The organism is Paenibacillus sp. NPDC058898 (assembly GCF_049316025.1).
Taxonomy (GTDB): Bacteria; Bacillota; Bacilli; order Paenibacillales; family Paenibacillaceae; genus Paenibacillus_AQ.
On the sequence record NZ_JBMOSM010000003.1, the window covers coordinates 97168 to 121066 of the forward strand.

Below are 23899 nucleotides of genomic sequence, written 5' to 3' on the forward strand. Positions count from 1 at the left end.
CGCTGAGCAGCTTCACTGCGAGGGACGGTTCATCACCATGTTCACTTAAATTTCATATCAGCTAATGATTGAGCGTTCATGGGAATGGTAACCGTTATTTTGCGCATGGCCATTCTCATTACACTCTATTCTTTCTTCAAATCCTTACACTGGAATCCCGCACGACCATCTGCGGCATCAATTTCACGGCCCGCTCTTCCCTCGGAATTCCCAACATGCGATCCATCAGGATTTGTGCTGCCTTGCGGCCGATTTCCTCCTGCTGCAAGGCAACAGACGTCAGCTTGGGATATACGCGGGAGGCAAGGTCCAGATTATCCATCCCCACAACGGCAACGTCATGGGGAATGCGCAGACCGGCTTCCTCGCAGGCCTTCATGACCCCGATCGCCATTAAATCGTTCGCGGCAACAATGCCCTCCGGATGGTCGGGCCCTTCCAGCCACGCCTTCGCCATTGCATAACCGCCGCTTTCGGTGTAATCGGATTCGGCGATAAAACGCGGGATCAAGGGTATTCCGGCATTCAGCATGGCATCCCGATACCCGCAGAACCGCTCGTGGCCGGTCTGCTCGCTCAGATTGCCGCCGAGATAGGCGATGCTGCGCAGGCCTTGACGGATCAGATGCTCCGTGCTTTGCTTGATCCCGTCATATGTGTCCACATACACATAGTCGAAGCGGTCATTCCCTTCCGGCGAGACATATTTATTCGTGAGCACGACCGGTGCTTGCAGTGCATTGATGGCCCCGATATTCTCTTCACCGAAATGAAAGGACACCATGATCATGCCGTCGGCCACATTTTCCCGCAGGGTCTGAATCGCCTTCATCTCCTCCTGGAGCCTGTGCTTGGTGTAGAACAGAATCATCAGGTAATCATGCTCTTCCAGCACCTGATTGATTCCGTTGATCATATCGAAGTAGAAAGGGTTGCATATATCTGGCACGGCAAAAATGATTTTGTTGGTTTGTCTCATTTTCAGCATTTTCGCTGCATGATCGGGCGCATAGTTCATTTCTTTGGCAGCTTCCAGAATTTTGCTCTTCGTTTTGGGACTGCAGTAACCTCGTCCCGACAAGGCTCTGGACACCGTAGAAGGGGATACGCCTACCCGTTCAGCAATCGTATAAATCGTATGTTTGTCCATCCTATCCTCCATTAACAACCATGGAAACGCCATATGCTCCCGCAAAAGGCTCCATGGATTCACACTATCACCTTACCGCCAGGTAAGCAATAGCTCCTCCTTTATATAACCTCCCGCTCATCATTATCCGGAAGCTCCGGGAATGGCGCATGGGGCTCGGCCTGATACCAGAATGCCGTCGATGCAATATCGCTCTGCTGCGGAAGATACCTTCCTCCGGACCTCCAGCCGAGATCCTGAATGGTCACGCGAAGATCGCTTTGAAAGCGGATTGGATCCATGACATGCCATCGATACATGCCAAAACGCTGTTGACTTCGATACAAACCGTCCGGCTTCAGCACTTGGTGCATCCCCAGATATGGCGTCGAGTAGGTTCGATAGGTACCAATCGGCTGCTCCCAATTCCAGGCTCCGCCAAAATAATCTTCCGTTCCCGTACCGCATAGGGTCGGATAATCCTGATCCCCGTCCATATAGAACTTGATCTCGCCTTCGCCCCACCAGCCGTTATTATTCACCTGCCAAGCGAGGTAAGTCCCTACATAGTGCCCGTGTCCAGTTACGCCATCCAGAATGGTATAAACCTCTTTATAAGGAACGGGATTCGTTCTCCGCCACTGCGCGTGAAAATAAGCCTCATCTTCCGGGATGTCCGTCAGCGTATAGTCAATTTGATAGTAAAGGACTGCCTTTTCCGGCGCACGGTTCTCCATCGTCAATCGGGCATGCTTGCGGAAAGGCATCTGCCAGTAGCTGTTCATGCCGCCGGCCGGATTCACGGCAACCGGAATCGAGTTGACATCGCTGCGCTCCCCCCATCCGTTACAGAACAAATCACCGACGGGTACCTCAACCGAAGGGGACTTCTCATCGTCCCAATACATGCGGATAATCAGATTGCGCCACAGCGTCGGATGGCAGGTAAGCCAGATATGCTGAATCGCCCCGGGACCCTGAATGTCACCCATCGTAAACGTTTCTCCCGGTAAAATCTCCACGGAAGGAGAGACCTTCCAGCCCACGCCCAAGTCCCTGGAAGCCGCTGCGCCCGTGCCGTCGGTGGCCATGCCGCCCTTTCCTTTGTCACCGGTAAAATTCTCCGCGCTGATAGATCTTGTCTGCGCATTGGACAGCCGGGATAAATTTCCGAGGTGCATGTTGAGCCCATTAAAGTTCGTCATCTGTTATCGCTCCTTTAGTATGTGATATCGTATCCGTACCGTTCTTTCAACGTTTGGCCCAGGTGATCCTTAATTCGCAGGTAAGCTTCAGCGGCCGCACCGTTCCCCCAATCGAAGATGGTGAATGTCCCCATGCCTCGTCCCTCCTCGTCCACAACACCATCATGACCGTAATTCTCCATCATGAAGCCGTAATCCTTCTCGTTAAAGAAAGGATACGCCCGCTCCCACTGCTGTTTTGTTTTTTCATTCTCGGGACAATACATCATGACGAACGAGGCCTGCAAAGCGGCGATCCCGCGCTCAATATATTCGGGCAGATCCAGTTCCATCCCATATTGCAGGATCAACTCGGCAAACAAGCTTTGCCGCGCATCATTCCACTCCCCATCACAGTTCATGACGCCGAATCCGCCCAATACGTCAACATACAGGTAGGGAGGCTGCCAGGAAGCCTGCGTCATCAGCATTTCATCCAGCACACATTGGCCAACGTTCAAATAGGCAGGATTGCCGCTCATTTTATACATATGGTATAACGCTTCCGCCGTCCAAAACATGGAGAAATTGCACTGCTTGAACATGTTATTCCTAGCCACCTTGTTGCCTGGAAGATCTTCACGACCATAACCGCAGCAGGACCAATAGGTCTCGAAATCCTCCCACCTGCCGGTCGGCACGATCTCCTTCATCACAACCTCCAGCGCCCGCTGTGCCGCTTCCTTGTATTTGGAATCCGGGCGCAATTCATGCAGCTTCAGCAAAAAAGTGACGGATAGCGAAGTTTCCGGGGACTCTCGAAGAATATCCAGCGGCGCTAACGTATCCTGATTGAGCCAGGCCGGAAAATAGCCTTTCGCGTCTTGGAGGGGCACAAGCGCATCTGCATAGCGCACGGCATATTCCAGCAGCCTTGGATCCGGCTCTAGCTCATCAAACCAGCGAAGCATGAGCAGCGCCGTCCAGCTCATATCCAGCACGTGATAAGGGGCATCCGCAATCGAACCCCATGGATCAGCCGGATTGCGATTGGAATTTCCCCAGAAGGCAGACGCCCAGTTCCCGGAACGGTTAACCTCCTGTCCATCTACCACTACCCGCTTCATCTCCGTTGCAATGACGGCGGGAAAGAACCCGCCGCGCTGAGGAGCAGCGAGAGCAAGCTCTTTCATTAGCAGAGCTTTCCGAACTAACTCCGAATCGCCTTGTGCCCGGCCGTAACGACAGATGCCTTGTGCCGAGCGAAGGGAGCTGAACCATGCCTGATTCCAGACGGATCGGCTCTCCCGCTCGTTTGGCACGCCCGGATAATTCGGGCTTTGACTCACATCGGCAATGAATACCGCAGCCCCTACGTTCCGTCCGTCCCATTCGAACTCCTGCCATACCGTGTCTTTCCAGTGACGAAAAGCCCAATCATAGGCATGCCTTACATAGTGGTCAAGATGGACCTCTTCATAGATACTGTGACGGAATTGCGTATGCCCCCACCTGTCCCATAAAAACTGCAGTACCAGCCGCCAGGGATTGAATACGGCTTGATCAGCCTCCACCATTTTAAGAAAGAAGCCGATTCGTATCATTCCTGGCGGGTATGAAGCCCCATTCACCTTCTCAAACAGCACATGCTCGCTCACCCGAGTTCGGCTCATTCCCAAGACAAGCAGGTTATTAGGAGCATCCAGGTCCATGTACCAACGAGCGTCCGCATCCTTCGTGATCAGATCCAGATCCGGTATGAGCATGAGCGTCCTTGTATGATCATGAACGATGAGCGCGGGCGAACGAAAGCAGTGTTGGTCCATCACATGCCGGGATGTCGGTGTTACATGAGGCGCCCAGTAAAAATGAGGCAGGAATGCCGGCTCCAAGCGCATCTGCCAGTCATCCTGTTGAATCTCCTGCTCCAGTTCGAAGGTCAGTATGCAATGAATCGTGTCCTCGTCCAGTTGATGCAGACTTACCTTCGGAGCCGCTTGCCCAATATGGTCGTAATCCCACTGCTTTACAAATAACTCCGGTAATCGTCTCATAAGTTCCTCCTTTCTCCCCGGTTTTCTGCCATGGGCTCATCATTAATTCTTAACCACGCTGAAATCGTCAACCTGAATCCACATATCTGACGTTGCCCACATCCCGGCGTATATCTCCAGACTATGATGCTGGCCCGAGTTGAAGGTAACCGTCTTCAGGGTATATCCAGGAATTTGCTGAAATGCAGTTTCATTTAGCACCGGACCTCCGCCAAGCTGCCTTACGCCGAAATATCCATCGTTATGGTTGTCTGAGGTACGGATCCATGCCGATAATGTGTATTCGGTATCCGGCTCGACAAAAATCTCCTGTTTGATTGAATTCCAGCCGCTGCCGGCCCTTGCATACGCGTTGTTCGCCCCGGTGCGCGCAAATCCGAGATTGCGGTCTACACCGGCAGTTCCGTTCGAATACCAAGGCGACGTTAGGCTTGAAGATGTTTGCGATTCAAATCCGGCATGACCCACCAGATTCGAATCCCTCATCAGCGACACATCGTCCAGCTGAAGCCAGGTATCCCCGTCAGCCCACATCCCCGCGTACAATTCCACGACAGAACGGTTCCCGGAATTAAAGGTCACCGTCAGTTCCGTGTAATCAGGCAATTGGGCAAAAGCGGTTTCCTTAACGACGGGACCATCTACAGGCTCCCTTATCCCGAAGTAACCTTCCGTATTGTTGCTCGATGTACGAACCCAGCCTTTCAGCGTGTAATTGGTGTACGGCTGCACCACGACCCGCTGCTTGATCGCGTTCCATCCGCTGCCATTGCGTACATAGCCATTATTCTCACCGGTTCGGGCATTTCCGAGCTTGCGGTCCAAGCCGCCCTCACCCGTAACATACCATGGAGCCATGACCGGCGTTTTTATCTGCGTTTCGAAGCCTGGGTCCGAGATGAGATTGTCGCCGAGCATGTCAGGGGCCAGCGTGGTCTTCATTAGATGAGTATTGTAATCCGGGTACCAGGTCGACATGATAAAATACATCTCAGGCCCGTTATTGGACAGCGGATGCATATACGCATTGTACTGACCAAGGCCCGTAAAATCTCCAGACACCAGAATTTTTTCCCCGCTCCATGGGCCGATCGGCGTTGCCGCATCCCGCATGACGATCGCCTGCCGGTCTTCGTTCAGATAGGTCATGATATACCGTTTGAAGTGGGCATTGTAAGCAACGGACATCTCGCCCGCCACACCGATCGCCACTGGCCGGGCCGCAGCCTGTGCGGCCGACCAGCCGTTACCGTCCCAATAACGATAATCCCCGATATTCAGCAGCGCATTCTCCGGTACCCGGGCAAGATATACATCCCCGAAGCGGCCATTTGGCGTAGTATACATGTAAACAAATCCGCTGTCCTTAAGGAATGCCGCCATTTGAAAAGGATTGTTCCAGGTTGACGTGTTGTTGTACCAGCGGGCGGACGGACTCTTGGTCCAGTTCTGCCCGTTGTCATCCGAGTAAGCGATGCCGGAGTAATTCGTATACCATCGCCCTGCTGGTCCCCAGTGATTCACGGACATATAATGGATATAATGCCTGTTGCCGATGGTTACGCCTGCCGTCGGGATGACTGTCATCTCATCATTGTTGATTTTTTTGGAGGGGAGAATCTCTTTGGCGTGGCCGGGCTTGCTCTGAATCATTGTTGAGAACGTAAGTCCATCCTCCAGATTCTTATCTGATGAGATTGCCAGCAAATTGCTCCGGTTCCAGTTGCCTGCCGTGTCGTTGGTATCGCCGAAAGCAATGAAATATTCGCCGCCGCCCTTATCCCACACGATGCCCAAATCCGTCCCGCTCACATTGTAGTTAATGTGGGTTTGATTCGGATTCGGCATGGTCTCTCCGGCAGGTGTTGCACCCGTTACCCGGGCTATCATCTTCGTGCCTTCCGGTGTCAGCGCTTTGGCGCTGCCTGCCCAAGCGGAAGCAAATATTATGGACATGGCGAGAATACCTGTCGTCATCTTCCTCGTAAACATTATGGACATCCTCCTTCACATCATCGGCCTTAAGCAGCGGTGCTATTTATGTTCTCGAATACATGGCTAAGTCAATTCCAGCATTGCCATGCTTCGGGGCGGAAGCGTTAGCAAGCGCTGAGCATCTTGCTGTGGACCGCAATTAACGGCCTGCTCACGCGCTAGCGTGAACAGCCGTCCGTTCACTGCCGTTTTCCCGTAGTCTTCCGGACGAAAATCTACACGAATCGTTTGCTCCTCTTCAGTCACATTCGCAAAGAATAAGCCAACATCTCCTTGCTCATTCTGCCATGCCGCGTGTATGACGGAGTCAGTCAAAAGTTCCCCCTCATTGTTATACTCCGGTGTTTCCTTACCATGGTTATAATGAAACCATTTCATGGAAGTCTGAGGGCTGTCGAAGGAGAGCGGCCGAAGCATGGTCCCATATGACCAATACGCCTTCGCTGCTCCGGTCCGTAGTCGTGCATACAGGGCCAAGTAATCTGCCCTGTTCGTGGAGAAGGCATACCCGCGCGGATCAAACGAATAGTAATGCTCCTCCGCCTTATTTTCGTTGCCGTCCAGTACCTCCATCGGGCTGTATTCGTAATTCAATTCGTACAATCCGCCCCAGAGGTACGTGCGTGCCACCGTAAAATAGTACAGCTCCCCGATCTCCTCCGTCAGCTTGCCCCAGCCATCCAGTCTCAGCGCGCCGTACTCATGATATACGTACGTGAACATCGGGATCAGGCGGGCCTCGCCTGACTTAAGCAGTTCCCGGATTGGCCAGCCTTCAAGCGGCGCTGCGGGCTGCCCTCCGGCCCGCGCCTGATAATAGTCGATCAGATCCAGCATCGTCTCATTGATCATCTCGGTGCCCATGGGGATATAACGGCCTGCAGTTTTGCACATGGCCGCCTTCGTATCCGCATAGTTCCGCCTGTAGGCATCCTCTATCATGATGCCGGCTCCAACCGGATGACCATGACTTTCATCCATGCAGATTTTCAGAATGTTGTTGGCGGAGATGTCATAATAAATCGCATCGACATCATCACTCTGCTGCAGCGCCGTATCCCGTTTCACATGAAAGTCATGAGTATACGGATGTGCCGGACAGAGGAACGGGAAGCGGTACGCATCCACGCTTTTTTTCAGATCGGGAAATTTCTGCGCGGCTTCCCTGCCAAGTGCGCCGTCCGCTCCGTCAAAATGATACAGGTAATCGAACTCGAAAGGAGCGAAGCGGTGGCCCAGCTTTCGGATCAGAGCGATGTTCTCTGGGTTGAAGCGGGTCGGAAACCAATCGTCGTATCCCCCAGGCACGCCGCTGCCAAACGTTTGCGGCCGGTGCGTCCAGTCTGGGCCCAGGATGTGAAACATCGGCGTTCCGATGCTTTCATGGTATTTCTGAATCCATGCAGTCCGATCCGATCCCGCATTGATCCCAAAGGTAGCTGCCCCCATATCCTCATGCAGCCATTGACTCCCCTCCTTCGCAGCCCTGCCCGCAAGCTTGCCTCGTGAACACCATTTCTGCTGTACGGCCCAGCTCTTGTATCGATCAGCAGCTTCGTACCACCCGGTTCCTGACAGAAGCGACAGCTGCACCGGGTAATGAGGCTGAATCCCTTTACCGGTACCCATATCACTGCAGCCATGGATCATCGAAGCTTCCAGCATGCCGTTTCCGTTCTTGAAGAAATTAAGCCACTTCGGATGGCCTTCGCCGTCCAGGGCCGCGAAATACAGCCCGCCCCTGTCCTTGCCATAATAGGCAAAGAACTGCATCGTCGCCCCTGAGAAGCTTTCCGGGTACGGCATGAAACGAAAACCGATCCCATTCATTTCAAACACCTTCATCGGGTCGTTGACCTCAAATCCGGTAGCAAAGGGGTGAGCAATATAATCCTCCTCCCCATGCTCCGTAATCGTGGTCAAATTCGGGATAATCGGATATTCCAGACTAAGCAATCTGCAATCCGAGTTGTTTTCAGCGTCGCATCGGAATTCAATACCGTCCCCCTCCGCCGAGAGTGTCAAGGAAGAGGTTACGATCATGCCTTCCTGCGTGTGCCAGCTTAGTCGAACTTGATCCTGCCCGGATGCCGTCTTGTTCCTGCCCCAATCGAATCGCTGAAAGGAACTGCTGAAGCCCGCGTCTGTCTCAAGGCGAAAGGGATCCGTAATGCCCGCAACCGCGATATAATCGATCCCTCTTAAGTTATCGCGAACAGCTTGAATCGTACCGTCCGTCTCGCTGAGTTCAAGCCGGATGAGTCTGTTCTCAAGAATAATCATGCTTCACCTCCACCTGTATGGCTTAGATCGTTTATTTTAATCCGGAGATTTTGATTCCTGATATGATGTGCTTCTGGAAGAAGAGGAACAGGATAATGGTCGGCAGACAGGAAAGCGCCGATCCGGCCATCAACATGCCCATTTCCGTTGCACGCTCGGAACGGAAGGTGTACAAGTACTGCATAATCTGAAACAGCTCCGGATTGGTAATCGTCATCGTCGGCCATACGAAGGAGTTCCAATAGGCTAAATAGGAGCCAATGCCCACAATGACAAAGACCGGGAACGACATTGGAATGAAAATATGCGTAAAAATCTTGATCCTGCCCGCTCCATCGATCAGTGCCGCCTCTTCCAGCGCCATTGGAATATTCAGATAGAATTGGCGGATGAAGAACATATGTCCCGCGGAAGCAATCCCGGGCAATACGAGCACCGCAAGGGTGTCGAGCATGCCCATCTCATTCACCACGATAAAGGAGGTCAGCAGGATCGCCATGCCGGGAATGAACATGGTGATGATGACGTAAACCCACAGAAATGTCTTGAACCGGAATTCCAGCCTGGAGAAGACGTAAGCCGCAGTAGCGTTAACGGCCAAGCTTAGCGATGCAAAAAGAACGGCGCCCCCGAATGTAACCAGCATCGTTTGAATGAAGGCCGAATCACCCAGAATGTCCATGTAATTCTGAACCATCCATTTCTTCGGGAAGAATCGGAACGGAGTGGCAAGCACCTCCGCTTTGTCTTTGAACCCGGCAAGGATGACCCACAGCAGCGGGAACAGAGCCATAATGGTCACCAGGCCGGTCAAGAGTGTCATCAATGTTTTTTGAAGTCCGTTGAACGTTTTCATCTTGTTATCCTCCTGTCTTCCCTAACCGTCGATCGCTTTTTCCGAATTCAACACTCTGAAGATGATGGCCGAGATACTGCCCAGGACCACAAACAACAGCAGCGATGCCGCGATCGAGTTGCCGACCATGACGTCGTTGCGGAAATGGTTCAAGATGTACAGGTTCGGCGTTGTGGTCTCGCTAAGCGGTCCGCCGCCCGTCATCACGAGGGACAGCTCGAACTGTGAGATTTGCGCCGTAAATCCGGTTACGAGCAGATACAGGATCACATTGCGCATGAGCGGAATCGTGATATACCACATCCGGACAAAGGTGCCCGCTCCTTCCAGTTCCGCAGCCTCATAGTAGCTTTTCGGAATATCGTGGAGACCTGCCAGCATGATCAGCGTTGTAAGGCCGAAGCCCAGCCATACGGCAGGGGCTGCGATGCTGGGCAGTGCCGTAGCTACTTCGGCAAGCCACGCTTTCGGCTCGTATCCGAACAGTCCGATGATGTAGTTGGCCAAGCCGCCTGCATAATCGAAGATAAAGACGAAGATGACCGATGCAACGATCCCGGAAATGATGGTTGGGATGTACACGGAGGTCTTCACAACGCTTGCAAAGCCGGAGCCCAGGTTCTTAATGATGTTGGCGAACAGAAATGAGAGAATCAGCATTGTCGGAACGACCATAAGGGCAAACTTGAGCCCTACCCAGATGGACTGGAGAAAGAGGTCATCGGTCAGCACCATATAGAAGTTCTGTAAGCCCACAAAGGTGGAATCCTGGTAGAAGCTCCAATTATAGAAGCTCACGCGCAGGGCATAGAAGAAAGGTATGATGACAAAGATCGTCAGCAGGATGACGATGGGTGCGAGAAGCAAATAAGCCACCCCATTGTCCTGCCGGTAATTTTTCTTAAACATGTAGAGTCACCACCATGACCTAAGGATGAGGCAGCCATCCGAAATCGGATATCCGTATCTGAAGGGATAATTCCCGGGTGGCCGCCAAAGCGCTAATTTTTCGGATTTGTGCCGGCAAGATTGTTCTTGGTTATGAAATCGTTAATATCCTTTTCCGCTTTCTCCAGCGCCTTATCCACCGGCGTTCCTTTCATGGCGGACTCAATGGATGTGGAGAGTGCAAAGCTGATGTCCCATGGATAGATCGGTTCAGCCTGGGAGTGTGGAATGATCTGCTCAGAGACCAGCGCACGCCAAGTATCCTTGGATGCATCCGGATCGGATTTCATCGCTTCGTCCACCGATTTACGCGGGGAGAACTTGGAGAATTGGGACGTCTTGAAAAAGTCGATCATGATGTTTGGATCCCCGGCGAGGAGATAAGAGATGAAATCTGCCGATTCTTGCGCATGCTTGGATTTTCCGTCTACCGCGAGCGACCAGCCGCCAAGCGTTGCCGTCGGTTTCGTCAAATCGCCGTCCAACGATGCCATCGGTGCAATCCCCACTTTATCTACCAAATCCTTATAAGTGTTGCGAAGCTGCCCCATCGCCCAGGAACCGCAAATCTGGATGGCAATCTTGCCCTCGCCGAAAGGCTTGATATCCGCATATCCGGCCAGAGCCTGCTTCGGCATGACGCCAGATTGGTAAGCTTTCTGGTAAAAATTCAAGAGCGCCTTGTAGCCGTCATTATTTACGTCTGCTTTGGACCAGTCCTCCGTAACCGCAAGATGTCCTGCTGCATTATACTGCAGCCCCCAGCTCGACCAGCCCAAATCCGGAGCGGTTTGTGCGATCGATAACCCGAACACGCCTTTCTTGGTCAGCTTCTGAGCTGCATCCAGAAGCTCATCCCACGACTTCGGCGGCTGATTCGGATCAAGCCCGGCCTCCTGGAACAAATCCTTCCGATAGAACATGACGGCAGAAGGTTCGACCAGCTTCGGATAAGCGTAGTACTTACCGTTAACGGACACAAATTCCTTCATGTTGTCGTACAAATCATCGAATACTGCCGGATCCATCAAATCGTTCAGTGCCGTCAGCTGTCCTGTCTTCGCGGCATTAGCCACGTTGCCGTAGTTGATCGTTCGGATATCCGGCGCTTTCCCCGCGGCTTGAGCCGCTTTCATTTTTTGATCCCAAGCGTCGCCTGGAACGATCGTCAGTTTCACTTCCACATTATTCTGAGATTTGTTGTACTCGCCGACCCATTTTTTGAACCACTCATCGGTCGTTTCCTCGAATTTTTGCGCCCAAAAGTTGATTACGACTTTATCGCCGCTGCTGCCACCATTGTTTGCGCTTTCATTTTCCGGTGAATTGCTTGATGCTCCGCCTGCCGGGCCGCCGGATCGTCCGCCACAACCTGTAACGAGCAGCGCCAGTACCATAAGTGTGGAGAACAAAACTTTCCAGGATTTGAAACTGATGTTTTTTTTCTGCACCATGAACCCTCCTTATAATGGATCAAACTATTTAAACGCGATTCGCATTTAAACCGAACATTCGTTGAATCCGTTGTCATTTTTCCAGAGAAGCTTTATACCAAAAGACGTTGTACGGATCCCACAAAGATAGCGTGAAATAAATCGTTCGCCCGTCATTCTCGGTATACCGATCATTCATATAGGGACCATACAGTCCTGGATAATCCTCGGCTCGGACCAAATCCAGAGGCTCGCCCCACGGCCCCCACGGCGTCATCCCTTCACGTATGACAACACCCTGGCCTTCCTTCAGATATGTCATCAGCCAACGTTCCAGATAAGAGTTCCATACAACAGAAAGCTCGCCGACCGTGTCATCCACTACATTCTGGGCATCTTTCTTATCGGTACTCCATCTGGGATTACCATCATCGTCCAGACCACTATAGTACTCGTACTCGGACAGATTCTCGATGTTCTCTTCTCCCACCTTCATGAGCTGAACGCCGCCATAGCGTCCGGCTGGAATACCCCAGAAATAAATGTCCGTCCCGCCTGCTTCATTCTTTACCTTATAGGGACTGACCTGAGTGAAATTGCTGTTCCCCGGCCAACGCAGTTGATCCTGGAGCTCCCACGTCTCACCGTTATCAACCGATTTGGCCACGCTGCTGTAGTTGGCGTCCCACTTCCCGGGATCTCCCCAATGATTGACCGACATGTAGTACACATACAATGCACCACCTGCCGCAATGCCATGAGTCGGAATTTTGGTCATTTCTTCATAATCGATTTTGACGGAGGGCAGCAGCTCCTTGGCTGTACCGAATTCATCCGTCACCATGTTTTCAAACGTGATGCCGTCAGCCGGTTCCATATCCGTGGTATAGGCCATCGTATTGGAGCGCCAGTAGCTGCCCCCTCCGCCTATCTGATCTGGCGCCCGTTCGCCGAACGTATCCCCGAACACGAAGTAAGTTCGTTCCCCATCGTTCATCATAGAACCGAGATCGGTACCGTACACCGCGTATCGATCGGTACGATTGGGGGATCGTTCGCCAGTCAATTGCGAAATTTGTTCCAGGCCGGTAATGCCTGTTAATATAAAGCCCTTGTCTGCTCCATCTAGCTGGGGATTCACCTTGCTGCCGCTCATGCAGCCGCAAAGAAGCACGAGTAGGCTGGCGAGCAAGGCCGATTTCAATTTCAAGCTCATCTCCCCTTTCGATTCACTATTCCACCCCTTTATATTAAGGGTTGGAGTGCCCGAATATTTGCTTCATACTATCATCGTTAAGCGGCTTGATATCCGGCAGAGGCTTTCTCTTATCCACCTTAGGCAGCGCCGGGAAAGGACGATGAGGTTCAGCCTGATACCAGTACGCCGTAGAGGAAACATCGTCGCTCCGATGATTGTTATGTCCGTGCTCGATCGTTACCTTGATGCTGCTCTCGAACATGATCGGGTCGAGGATATGATACCGGTACGTGGAGATTTTGCCGCTCCAGTTCGGTCCCCCTCCCAGAATAATGCCATGATAAGGCGTGCACACCTCCTGCTGCGGACACCAGGCCGTGTTGAAATAATCCTCCATCCCCGTTCCGTGCAAGGTCGGAGGCCATGGCTCCCCATCGATGAAAATCATGTCGTCCCCTTCGCCGTACCAGTTCCACTCCCGCGTATCGCGCAGGTTATGGACATTGAAGTTGCAGCCGATGTAATGACCTTTCCCCACCGCATCCAGGATGACATAGTTCCCGTCGCCGGTCGTATTCTTGCCGCCGAATTCATAGAAGGCGTTATCCACTTCGTCATCCGGTATCCCGTCCGTAGGATTTTCTCGATGCCACTGGGCATGAAATCTAAGCTCCTCCTCAGGCAGCTTATCGTATGATTCGTAATTCACATAGAAATAGAATTTGATCGGTTGGTCCGCCTCGCTCTCAATCGTAATGCGGGCTCCATCCGCAAACGGCATGCGGAAGAAGCAGTTGAATGCCTTGCCGTCCTCGGGACTCATCATCAATGCCGCAGACGTATAGTTTTTGGTGATCCCGTGCCCCATTCCGAAAAAATCACCGATCGGCGCTTCCACGCTGGGCTCCGCCTCCTGGTCCCAGTACATGCGGAGAACGATTTTACGCGGTAGATACAATTCCTCAGCAGGCGCGTCAGTCGCCATCGTCATCCAGATGTGGGTGATGGCGCCCGCGCCTGGAATGTTGCAAATTTCGGTCAGGTCGCCAGGGTTGATGGAGAAGTAATCTTTATTGCCTCCCGAACGGTCGTAGCTGGATTCCCGTTTACTTTTCCCGTTGCGAGTAAGGCTGAGTGAAGATAATGCTGAATGATTGTTCATGGATGGTTCGCTCCTTTTAGATTGGTGGATAAAGGTTATATAAGTACTTCTAGAACTCGTTTCCCAAAATGTGGCATCGATTGCAGAATTGATGGTGATGGAATGCAGGGTCCTTCCAGAACCTGCATTCCCAGTTTATGAGTCCAACGCCGCCAGGCGATATTTCGTTGTGACCTCGCGTTTATTCAGGCTTTCATTCACACATTCATTCCGGTGATTTACCGCTTCTTAATGCCTTCAAGCGTTTCAGCACCCCGTTTTCGCCTCTGCCCAAATAATCATGAAGGCCTTTATATTCCTTGTACAATTGATCATACACGCGCACATTGGCCTCAATCGGCTTAAAGGTCTCTTTCCGAACACGGGCTATTGCTTCCGCAGCCTCAACGATGCTCCCAAAGCCACCTTGCTCTTTGCCTGCCGCCACGGCACCGAACATGGCTGCACCAAAAGCGGCCGTCTGGATTGTATCCGCTACTTTGATTTCTTTGCCGGTAACGTCAGCATAGATTTGCATCAGCAAACGGTTTCGCTGCGGCAATCCGCCGCAAGCATAGAGCTCCTGGACTTCTACGCCGCTTACGGTAAAAGCATCGATAATCGCCCGCGTTCCAAAGGCAGTGGCCTCCAGCAGCGCCCGGTATATTTCCGCAGGCTTGGTTTGCAGGGTCAAGCCGAGCATTACGCCGCTAAGATCGGCATCCATCAGTACAGAGCGGCTTCCGTTCCACCAATCGAGTGCCAGTAGTCCGCTTTGGCCAGGCGCATACCCAGCCGCTTCCTTCTCAAGCCACTCATGAATGCCAAGCCGCTCTTCGGATGCTTTGCGACGAACATATTCCGGCACAGCCTCTTCCACATACCACGCGAAGATGTCGCCTACGGCCGATTGCCCGGCCTCATACCCGTAATAACCGGGAATGATCCCGTCCTCGACGACGCCGCAAATGCCTTCGCCCGTCACTTCCTTGTCGCTTAAAATCAAGTGACAAGTAGAGGTTCCCATCGCAAGCACCAGCTTGCCAGGGGTTACCACACTAACGGCCGGCACCATGGCATGGGCATCGATGATGGCTACGGCGACCGCGGTGCCCGGCAGAAGCCCGGTCATGGCTGCCATAGATTCGGTTAATCCGCCCGCTTTCGAGCCCAAGGGCTTGATCGGGCCTCTCAGCTTCGTCTCCACGAGGTCACCAAACCTCGGATCAAGTGACTTCAGGAACTCCTTGGACGGGTATCCCTCCCGTTTATGCCAATTGGCTTTGTAGCCTGAGGTGCAGCTGCTCCGCGCGAGCTGACCGGTCAATTGCATGACCACCCAATCGGCAGCCTCCATGAACAATACAGCCTGCTCATAGATCTCCGGAGCTTCATTCAGAATCTGTAAAGACTTCGCAAGCATCCACTCCGAGGAGAGCTTACCTCCATAGCGAGCAAGAAATTTCTCACCCCGCCGTATTGCGGCTTCATTAATCAGGTTCGCTTCATCCTGTGCCGCGTGGTGCTTCCACAGCTTTACCCAGCTATGCGGGTTGTCTCTCCACTCCTCCAGCATGCACAGCGGAGTTCCCCCGGCATCCAGCGGCATCATTGTACACGCTGTAAAATCGACGCCAATCCCTATGACTTGATCAGGTGATACGTTAGCCTCCAACAACACACGCGGGATGGATTGCTGAAGGACTTCCATGTAGTCCCCCGGATGCTGCAGCGCCCAATCCTGTTCCAGCTTCAAGTCCGAGTGGACCAGCACCTCGTCCATAACTCCGTGCGTGTATGGCGTCACATGCGTCGCAACTTCTTGCCCTGTATTGATATCAACGAGCAAAGCCCTGCCCGATTCGGTACCGAAATCCACGCCAATAGTGTATAACTGCTTCATTTCATCCGCCTCCTATTTATACAACGGACCATAAGACGCGCATGCCCGGTAGTCTGCCGAGACCGGCTCCAGTCCGCCGAAAGCGGTCCATGCGCTCGGCCGGAATATCCGTTCCTCTGGTACGTTATGCATGCATACCGGAATGCGGAGCATCGAAGCCAAGGTGATCAGATCTCCGCCGATATGGCCGTAACTCATGGCGGCATGGTTGGATCCCCAGCTGCTCATCACGGTGTATACATCCTTGAACAGTCCCTCGCCGGTCAGATTTGGCACGAACCAGGTCGTCGGCCACGTAGGATCGCTTCGCTGATCCAATACATCGTGCACCGCCTCCGGCAGCTCCACGGTCATTCCCTCGGCAATATGAAGGACCGGCCCGACACCCGCAACCATATTGATCCTCGCAATCGTGACCGGCATGCCTTCCCGGGTCGTGAAGTCTGTTGAGAAGCCGCCGCCGCGGAAGAAATCGATAGCCGGACACCACTTGACCGCATCCAGACAGTCTTGAACTTCCTCCTGCGTGATTTCCCAGAACGGCTTCATCGCCGGTCTGCCGTCCTTCGTCTGCCTTCCCGTTCCGTCAAGGGCAGCAGGCCCGGAGTTGATCAGATGGATCATGCCCTGCTCTGCGATCCCCTCAAGCTGATACCCTGTTACACGCTTTACCGCTTCAGGGCTCCAATATGTACGAACATCTGCAAATACCTGGGCTGCGTCCGTCAGGAGATGTCCGAACAGCATCGTAATTCCGTTCAAATTATCGTTCTCCGTTGCAACCATGTAGGGTTCCCTCAGACCATTCCAATCAAAGGAGGAATTGAGTACTGCCTCCATGAAATCTCCGGTCGGGAAATAGTCCGTCCAGGCACGCTGTCCTTGAAACCCTGCTGCCAGCGCATTTCGCCCGAGCGCTTCCTCCCCGTATCCCATTTCCGCCAGCTTCGGATTGCCCACCATCAAATCGCGTGCGATTAACGCCATCTTCGCGACGGTCTCCCAATCCTGCCGCTTCTGCTCATCGGTTCGCTTTAAATGCTCTGGATTGACGTCCGTCCCTGGCTTGCAGTTCTCTTTAATCCAGGCCAGTGCCCGCTCATATTCGTCGCGGTCGTATATTTCCAGCTCGATTCGCCTTACAAATTCCGTCATATCCACGTATTCATTGCGCATCCCAAGATACTTCTGGAAAAAGTTCTCGTCGACGATACAACCCGCGATTCCCATGGATACGGTACCCATCGACAGATAGGAAGTCCCCCTCATGGTCGCTACGGCAAGGCCTGCCTTTGCAAATTGCAGAAGCTTCTCCTGTACGTCAGCTGTAATTTCGGTATCCCCGATATCCTGCACATCGCGTCCATAGATCGAGAAAGCCGGGAGTCCCTTCTGATTATGTGCTCCAAGAGCTGCCGCCAGATACACGGCACCGGGGCGCTCGGTTCCGTTAAATCCCCAAATCGCTTTCGGCCTTGTCGGATGGGTATCCATCGTTTCCGTCGGATAGCACCAGGAAGGTGTCACCGAAATGGTTAGTCCTACATTTTCCCTGGCAAACTTCTCTTCCGTTCTTGCGGCTTCGGCTACTCCTCCAATGCAGGTGTCGGCAATCACGCATTCAACCGGAAGCCCGTTGCTATGCCTTAGATTTTCGGTAAGCAGGCGTGCAGTTCGCTTCGCCATATCCATCGTTACATCCTCTAACGATTCCCGAATGCCTCCCCTCCGACCATCGACGACTGGACGAATGCCGATCTTCGGCAATTGATTCTGCAATCGATTGCAGGTTTGGGTTTGATAATGCATTGTCATCATCCTCTCTGTTTTTAGAACGGCAGCTTATAGGTCAATTCAGCTGTTTCACTTCATTGCTGTAAATTTCAATTTCCGGATCAGACAGCGGTGCTTCTTCGCGAATTCGACGTAAAAGAATCTCACCAGCTTTGATTCCCATTTCATAGGGATGCTGTTCCATATAATAAAGTCCCGATCCTTTGAGTAATGGACCGGCCTCTACCTCACCGAAAGAAGCTACTGCCATGTCATCCGGAATCTTTAGTCCACTGCGTACAATCTCAAGCAATACGCCAAGACTCATTCGGTTATTCAGAGATATAATCGCAGTGGGCCGATGCTCCAGCCCCAGAAAATGCCGTACCGCCCGGATTCCGTCCTCTGTAGAGAAGTCGCCATTATACACCATCGGTTCCTCGTGCAGTCCGTATTCCTCCATCGCCTTCCGAACACCGTCAAGACGCTCCCTGCCCGTGCTGGATCTCGTCGGGCCGTTTACCACCCCAATGACCGTATGCCCATCCTCTAACAGTTTTCTGGTTAGACGGGTTGCGCCTTCGGTATTGTCCTCGGCTACCAGATCGAGTCGAAATCCTATTTCAGGCGAGTCCAGTTTTCTGTCTATGAGGATGATCGGCATTTTAGAATCTGCCAGCTGCTTGATCGCCGGATCATTTCCGCCTGACGTCGCCAGTACGACGGCGTCCACGCGCTTTTCCTGCATAAGCTTAAGCAATCGTTTTTCCTTATCCGGATTCTCGTCCGAGCTGCAGAATATGAGCTGAAAGCCCTCTTTGCCTACAATATCCTCAATACCTCTGGAGATTCCCATGAAATAAGGGTTGGAAATATCGGGAACGATGACCCCGATCATATACGTACGGTCCTGCTTAAGACTTCGGGCGATGGCGCTTGGCCGGTAATTCAACTGGTTCACCGCCGCCATTACGCGCTCTTTAATTTCATCGCTTACATAATCGCTGTCGTTCAGCACTCTTGAAACGGTTGCCGTAGATACTTCTGCTGCCGCTGCTACTTGTTTAATCGTTGCTCTTGCCAAACATTGTTCACCTCAAAACGTTATGATTCCCTTATGTAATCGATTACGTAAACGATTACAATCACAGATTACAAGATCGGATATGCTTCTGTCAACCCTCTTTTTTTAATTTTTGGTAAGAAGATTATCCGGCGTTGTCGGGGCTTTTATGACTTAGTGGGCGCACTTCTCCCTGTGCGGCTCGGTGCGTGATCCCGGCTTTGGTGCATCCCGCTGCTTCATAAAAAAGCCCCCTTACCATCTTGTTGGATGGTTATAGGGGGGCTGAATGTACTGCTGTAAATTTCCCAATTCGATCTAACTCTGATCTGAGGGGCGGCTATGTATTTTTGTTGGATCAGACTAAATCAAGCTTGAGCTTTAAATAGTTGCTGCGCAACAATATTGACCTGACCCTTGCGATCGTATCCTTTCTAATGGGGAGGCGGGCCACTTTACTAAGCAAAACCCAGCGCAGACAGGCTATAGCTTCAAAAAGCTCGAGCTCATCCGCTTCGTAACGGTTCTCGGTACAAAATACAGCACGGTAGAAAGAAGCTCGCTTCTCGCTCACATATATCCACATTAAGAATATCGACCAAGCGATGTCATACCTGGGATCGCCCATTTGGACATTCGTCCAATCGATGACGGTCAACTCGTCTTCCATCTCAAGAATATTGCCCAGATGGTAGTCGCCATGGATGACACAATCTTGTTTCATGTTCGCACGCTGAACAAGCTCCATCAATGGCTGTTTGATATCGGGAAACTCATCAATTCGAGGATAAAAATAGGAGATGAAATCATATCTCTTCAACCCAGAGCCTCTCTGGCTATCCAGGGGAAGCTTATGTATATCCATTAGCATCTTAGCAAGTTTCATTAGTTTAGGCTGATTCACATTTTGAACGGGAGTACCATCGTAACTGGTCAGCAAAACTGGGTTGCCATTCCGGTCTGTCCCCCAGCCTAAAGGTTTCGAAACCGCGCTTCCATGCGTGCACAATGCATTCAATATGTGATATTGCATCTGAACGTTGGGCTTGGAATCTTTATTCCAAACCTTTAGTACATAGTCTGCCGTTAATGTGGTGATCATCATCACTTCTGCCTCCATCCCGGAATCTAATGGGACAGCATGGAATGAAGTTTCATGCTTGAGCAATGACTCAAGCGTCTCGTTTTTCTCCAACCAATTTATTTCTCGCAAATTACGTTCCTCCGTCATTATGCAACGACTCGATGGTCGCAAAAATATGGGAATAGACAGCTTGGATATTGGTCTCATTCATTACACCGTTGTATAAACCGTAACCCCAATGCGACGCATCCTTGCCGTAATATCCTGTTGCGTACATATCCGATGAAAGATCCGGAACCTCATCGTAGGACAGTTCCTCGATCGTGAAGGGGACATGAGATTTTTTAGACTCGATATAGAAAAAAGGCACTTCAGCCTGATGATAAACTTTTGTATACTTGGGCTCAGAAGCTTCCACCAGATGTTCTTTGGTTATGAAAACAGCATCAAGCTCCGCGGAAAGGTCTAGATCCTCTAGCTGCTGAAACGTAACCTCCCTAAAACCCACATGCCCCTCCTCCCTAACTTGCGGTGTTTCTCCGATCACACCAATTACGAGGCTTCTGCCCTCATAAAGGGGCATATCGATCGAATCTCGTTGAGCATTGCCATTTATCAGAATAACAAATACAAGCAATAGGACCACTATTATTTTTCTCTTCATGAGATCTCCTTCGGCAAATTTCCCTTTCTCACCAACGCATTCCATGTCCCTTATCCCATTACTCTTTATTTTTTTATGCTTCTTCCTAGCGATAATAACATGCGCAGTATCCAATAACTCCATATTATGTGTGTTTCTGATCTTCGTAAACACTTATATTAAAGTTAAACACATATCTGTATAACTCTGTATAACAAAAAAAACCGCGATCCACGCGGTTTTTCGATGGTTCAATCCATCTTGCTTATTTCTTAGCGCCCCTTCTCCGCTCCCCGATCAGAGGAAATTCACCGATCCGAAGCCTGGCGCTTCCGTACGGAACTAACTCCAATTCCGTAATGGGCTGTCCGTCCGTGTTCGGATGCAGCGGAGGGTTTCCGGCATTATTGCCTTCCATTTTCCAATCCCGAATCAGTTGACCGTTAACCTTCACCCTGACAGGTGCATCCTTCGCCAGGAACGGCTGGCGGACCATATCCTGCTCAAGTACCTCGAATGACGTATCGGCGACCAAACCGTATTTCCAGGGTGAAGCGGGATATACCTCCCAATCGTGGAACATGTCGCGCTGCCGGATCATCTGCCAGTTCTCCTTCACGGGCAGCACATACACCAGTGGCCCTCTTTCAATGCTGGTAGCGTACATGCTGCGTGACACAGTCTTCACTTCCATGGGCAAATGAATGTCCAATCGGTCGCCGTTCTGCCAGTTCTGCACGATTCTTGCATAACCGGACTCCACCTGGAATGGCAATTCGCGCCCATTCAGAGTTATGAGTGGATCGTCGCACCAAGCCGGGATGCGCAGCGAAAGAGGAAACGATGCCGCGGATTCCAACGACAATTTAATTTGAATCCGATCCTTGAACGGATATTCGCCGGTTACCTCGACGACAGCAGGAACATCTTGACGACCGGCCGTGGTCCTCACCGTGCATGGGGCATAGGAAACCGCAACAAGCCCATCCTCCTGATCCTTCATCCACAGGTGCGATGTCAGCTTGGGCCAGCCTTGATGCATATTGGCCGTGCAGCATCCGAAGTTCGGCTCCAGACCGAAGACGTTGGCGTCCGGACTGTTGCTCCAGGCCCGTGGAGCGACATTGCAGATCATCTGGTTGACTTGCTGATCATACTGATGTGAGGTCCAATCCGGGGAGATGGCGGCGGGCAGTGCATTAAATGCAACCTTCTCCAAAATATCCCCGAAACGTCCGTCCCCGAAAATACGCGTTAGCTGCTCCATCGAGAACATATACTCTACAACGGCACATAATTCCACACCTTGGCTCGGGTGGGTGCCGGATAACCACTCGTCCCCGGAGAACATGCCGTGCGCTTGACCATGGTACGTCATCAAAGAATCGATACCCCGATGTACACTTTCCCGCTCCACCGGATTTCCGTTTAATTCATACAGCACGCCCGGCGTTTTGATTCCCATCGCCACATTCACGACATGGGTTGTCCAATCCCATTCTTCAACCTTGCGCCAGAACGGAAAATCATGAAAGATATCGGTCCAGTCCGTTGTTTGTCCGGCAACGATATCCGCAAGCTCTAACAGAAAGGGTTGCGCCGTACGTTTATGCAGCCACACGATGCACAGCAGCATCTCCGCTCCCCTTGTTTGGGCCCAGCCCCGCAGCGGCTGTTCCTCGATAACCGAATGGACATAAGTAAAAAACTTCGTCAGAAAAGGGACGATCCGTTCATCGCCCGTTGCTTCCTCATGCTGCATCATCACTTTCAGCATGATCATGTAATGCCACCAGTCCTGCTCCTTATCGATATCCTGGTTCACGGAGGTAATGCGCACCGGACCGAACATGCCATTCTCCTGCTGGCTCGCAAGCGACCACTCGATCCACCGATTCGCTTTGGCAATCAAAGACTCATCTTCGAGCAAATAAGCTAACGGAAGCAAGCCGTCGACATAATACGGTCCCCGTTCCCAGCTCTCTCCCTGGCCTCCAAGCCACCCGTTCTCATTCCCTACGTCTTTCCACTGTTCTTCCAAATGTCCGGTAAACCCGCTTGCTTGAATCTCCAACTGACTCTTAAGCCAGCCAGCCGGTTTAATTGCTCCTAATGGCAAGCTGTTAAACGCAGTCTCATGCAGCATCAACTTCCACGCTCCTTGTTTCTGTCTTGTTGGTGCACACTCTGGTAGAAATATACCATCTGGGCCAGGCGTTACCCTATACACAGAAACAACATCTTTTTATCCGATTACAACATGCTGTCTTATTGAATCCGGAACAGTAAAACGATTATCATAGAGAAGAGTTCGTTTGAGGAGGAGGCCTGGTCGCAGATGATCTTCCAGTTCACAGCGCCACCGCTACCGCACTATATGATTTGTGGAGAAGATACCTATCAGGTAGGAGACCAACATCCGGATCGCTATAACATTGGGGTCTTTGATCTGATTCTGGTGACAAAAGGGGCGTTATTTCTGGAGGAGAACGGAGTTGCTTACAGGGTAAAGAGCGGCTGTCACTTGATTTTAAGACCCGATGCTGCGCACCGTACGTATCTGCCCTGTCAGGAGGAGACCCACTTTTATTGGCTGCATTTTCAGACGTGCGGTCGTTGGATTGAAACGGAGGAACTGACCCTTTTTGCCTTATCGCAAACCGATCAGCCTATTGTACAGATCGAGAGTTTCTCTTTTTATATACCCAAGTACGGAGAGCTACCTTCGATAGAGCAAGCGAGACTCCTGATAGATCAATTGCAGAACCTTCAGCCATCGTCTTCTTCGGCGGCACGCTGGAAGCAGCAGCAGCTGCTGCATGAGCTGCTCCTGCTGTTTCAAGCCGAAGAGGATGGAATCCAGTATCAGAATCCTCAATATGCCATAGCCGAACGAACCGCCAACTATTTGAGACAACATTACAAAGAACCGGTTAGCTATCAGAGATTATCCGATGCCATGCACTTCCACCAGAACTATCTGTCGATCTGCATGAAAAAAACGTTCGGCTGCACGCCCCTGGAATATCTGACACGGCATCGGATCGAACAAGCCAAGCGATTATTGATCCACACTAACGATCCGATCGGACGCATTGCGGAAGAATCCGGATTCGGCTCTTTTCCGTATTTCATTCGCTGCTTTATTCGTTATACAGGCTTCAAACCCAAATCCTTTAGGCAGAAATACCGTTCCTAACAGAGCGTTCACA

At 51.7% G+C, this 23899-nt stretch carries 17 protein-coding genes; 1 reads left to right on the forward strand and 16 read right to left on the reverse strand.

The window, feature by feature from the left end; all coding sequences use genetic code 11:
- Positions 1–136 precede the first annotated feature (136 nt).
- The 16 genes from ACOZB4_RS08980 to ACOZB4_RS09055 form a co-directional block, all read right to left on the reverse strand.
- Positions 137–1150: a LacI family DNA-binding transcriptional regulator gene (locus tag ACOZB4_RS08980; RefSeq protein WP_076321883.1), complete on the reverse strand. Its 1014-nt coding sequence runs from the start codon at positions 1148–1150 to the stop codon at positions 137–139.
- Positions 1151–1251: 101 nt separating this feature from the next.
- Entirely contained in the window at positions 1252–2334 is a 1083-nt protein-coding gene (locus ACOZB4_RS08985) for a glycoside hydrolase family 172 protein (protein WP_379413588.1), read from the reverse strand.
- Between the two features lie 14 nt (positions 2335–2348).
- A complete protein-coding gene (locus tag ACOZB4_RS08990) occupies positions 2349–4367 on the reverse strand; it encodes a hypothetical protein (protein ID WP_379413584.1) in 2019 nt (672 codons plus the stop codon).
- A 42-nt stretch (positions 4368–4409) separates the two neighbouring features.
- Complete coding sequence (locus tag ACOZB4_RS08995; protein WP_379413582.1) at positions 4410–6359, reverse strand: DUF4185 domain-containing protein; 1950 nt, start codon at positions 6357–6359, stop codon at positions 4410–4412.
- A 66-nt stretch (positions 6360–6425) separates the two neighbouring features.
- Positions 6426–8645 carry a DUF6259 domain-containing protein gene (locus ACOZB4_RS09000; protein WP_379413580.1) on the reverse strand — a complete coding sequence of 740 codons (2220 nt, stop codon included), beginning with the start codon at positions 8643–8645 and terminating at the stop codon, positions 6426–6428.
- A gap of 31 nt (positions 8646–8676) precedes the next feature.
- Positions 8677–9501, reverse strand: coding sequence for a carbohydrate ABC transporter permease (locus tag ACOZB4_RS09005; protein ID WP_076321887.1), 825 nt, complete (start codon positions 9499–9501; stop codon positions 8677–8679).
- A gap of 21 nt (positions 9502–9522) precedes the next feature.
- Positions 9523–10410 carry a carbohydrate ABC transporter permease gene (locus ACOZB4_RS09010; RefSeq protein ID WP_076321888.1) on the reverse strand — a complete coding sequence of 296 codons (888 nt, stop codon included), beginning with the start codon at positions 10408–10410 and terminating at the stop codon, positions 9523–9525.
- A 92-nt stretch (positions 10411–10502) separates the two neighbouring features.
- Positions 10503–11900 carry an ABC transporter substrate-binding protein gene (locus ACOZB4_RS09015; protein WP_422759530.1) on the reverse strand — a complete coding sequence of 466 codons (1398 nt, stop codon included), beginning with the start codon at positions 11898–11900 and terminating at the stop codon, positions 10503–10505.
- 76 nt (positions 11901–11976) lie between these two features.
- Positions 11977–13092, reverse strand: a complete 1116-nt coding sequence (locus ACOZB4_RS09020; protein ID WP_422759531.1) for a DUF4185 domain-containing protein — start codon at positions 13090–13092, stop codon at positions 11977–11979.
- 40 nt (positions 13093–13132) lie between these two features.
- Positions 13133–14242 carry a glycoside hydrolase family 172 protein gene (locus ACOZB4_RS09025; RefSeq protein ID WP_215154516.1) on the reverse strand — a complete coding sequence of 370 codons (1110 nt, stop codon included), beginning with the start codon at positions 14240–14242 and terminating at the stop codon, positions 13133–13135.
- A gap of 205 nt (positions 14243–14447) precedes the next feature.
- The gene (locus tag ACOZB4_RS09030) at positions 14448–16124 is read right to left on the reverse strand and encodes a ribulokinase (RefSeq protein WP_379413569.1); all 1677 of its coding nucleotides are present in this window, start codon (positions 16122–16124) and stop codon (positions 14448–14450) included.
- A gap of 12 nt (positions 16125–16136) precedes the next feature.
- Entirely contained in the window at positions 16137–17933 is a 1797-nt protein-coding gene (locus tag ACOZB4_RS09035; protein WP_379413564.1) for an L-fucose isomerase, read from the reverse strand.
- A gap of 40 nt (positions 17934–17973) precedes the next feature.
- Positions 17974–18981, reverse strand: coding sequence for a LacI family DNA-binding transcriptional regulator (locus tag ACOZB4_RS09040; RefSeq protein WP_379413561.1), 1008 nt, complete (start codon positions 18979–18981; stop codon positions 17974–17976).
- Positions 18982–19318: 337 nt separating this feature from the next.
- On the reverse strand, positions 19319–20155 hold the full coding sequence (locus ACOZB4_RS09045; protein ID WP_379413559.1) for an aminoglycoside phosphotransferase family protein: 837 nt from the start codon (positions 20153–20155) through the stop codon (positions 19319–19321).
- A gap of 19 nt (positions 20156–20174) precedes the next feature.
- Positions 20175–20831, reverse strand: coding sequence for a hypothetical protein (locus ACOZB4_RS09050; RefSeq protein ID WP_379413556.1), 657 nt, complete (start codon positions 20829–20831; stop codon positions 20175–20177).
- A gap of 121 nt (positions 20832–20952) precedes the next feature.
- Positions 20953–22833 carry a beta-L-arabinofuranosidase domain-containing protein gene (locus ACOZB4_RS09055; RefSeq protein ID WP_379413554.1) on the reverse strand — a complete coding sequence of 627 codons (1881 nt, stop codon included), beginning with the start codon at positions 22831–22833 and terminating at the stop codon, positions 20953–20955.
- A gap of 192 nt (positions 22834–23025) precedes the next feature.
- Between ACOZB4_RS09055 and ACOZB4_RS09060 the strand changes: the two genes are divergently transcribed.
- Complete coding sequence (locus tag ACOZB4_RS09060) at positions 23026–23886, forward strand: helix-turn-helix transcriptional regulator (protein WP_379413551.1); 861 nt, start codon at positions 23026–23028, stop codon at positions 23884–23886.
- Positions 23887–23899 lie beyond the last annotated feature (13 nt).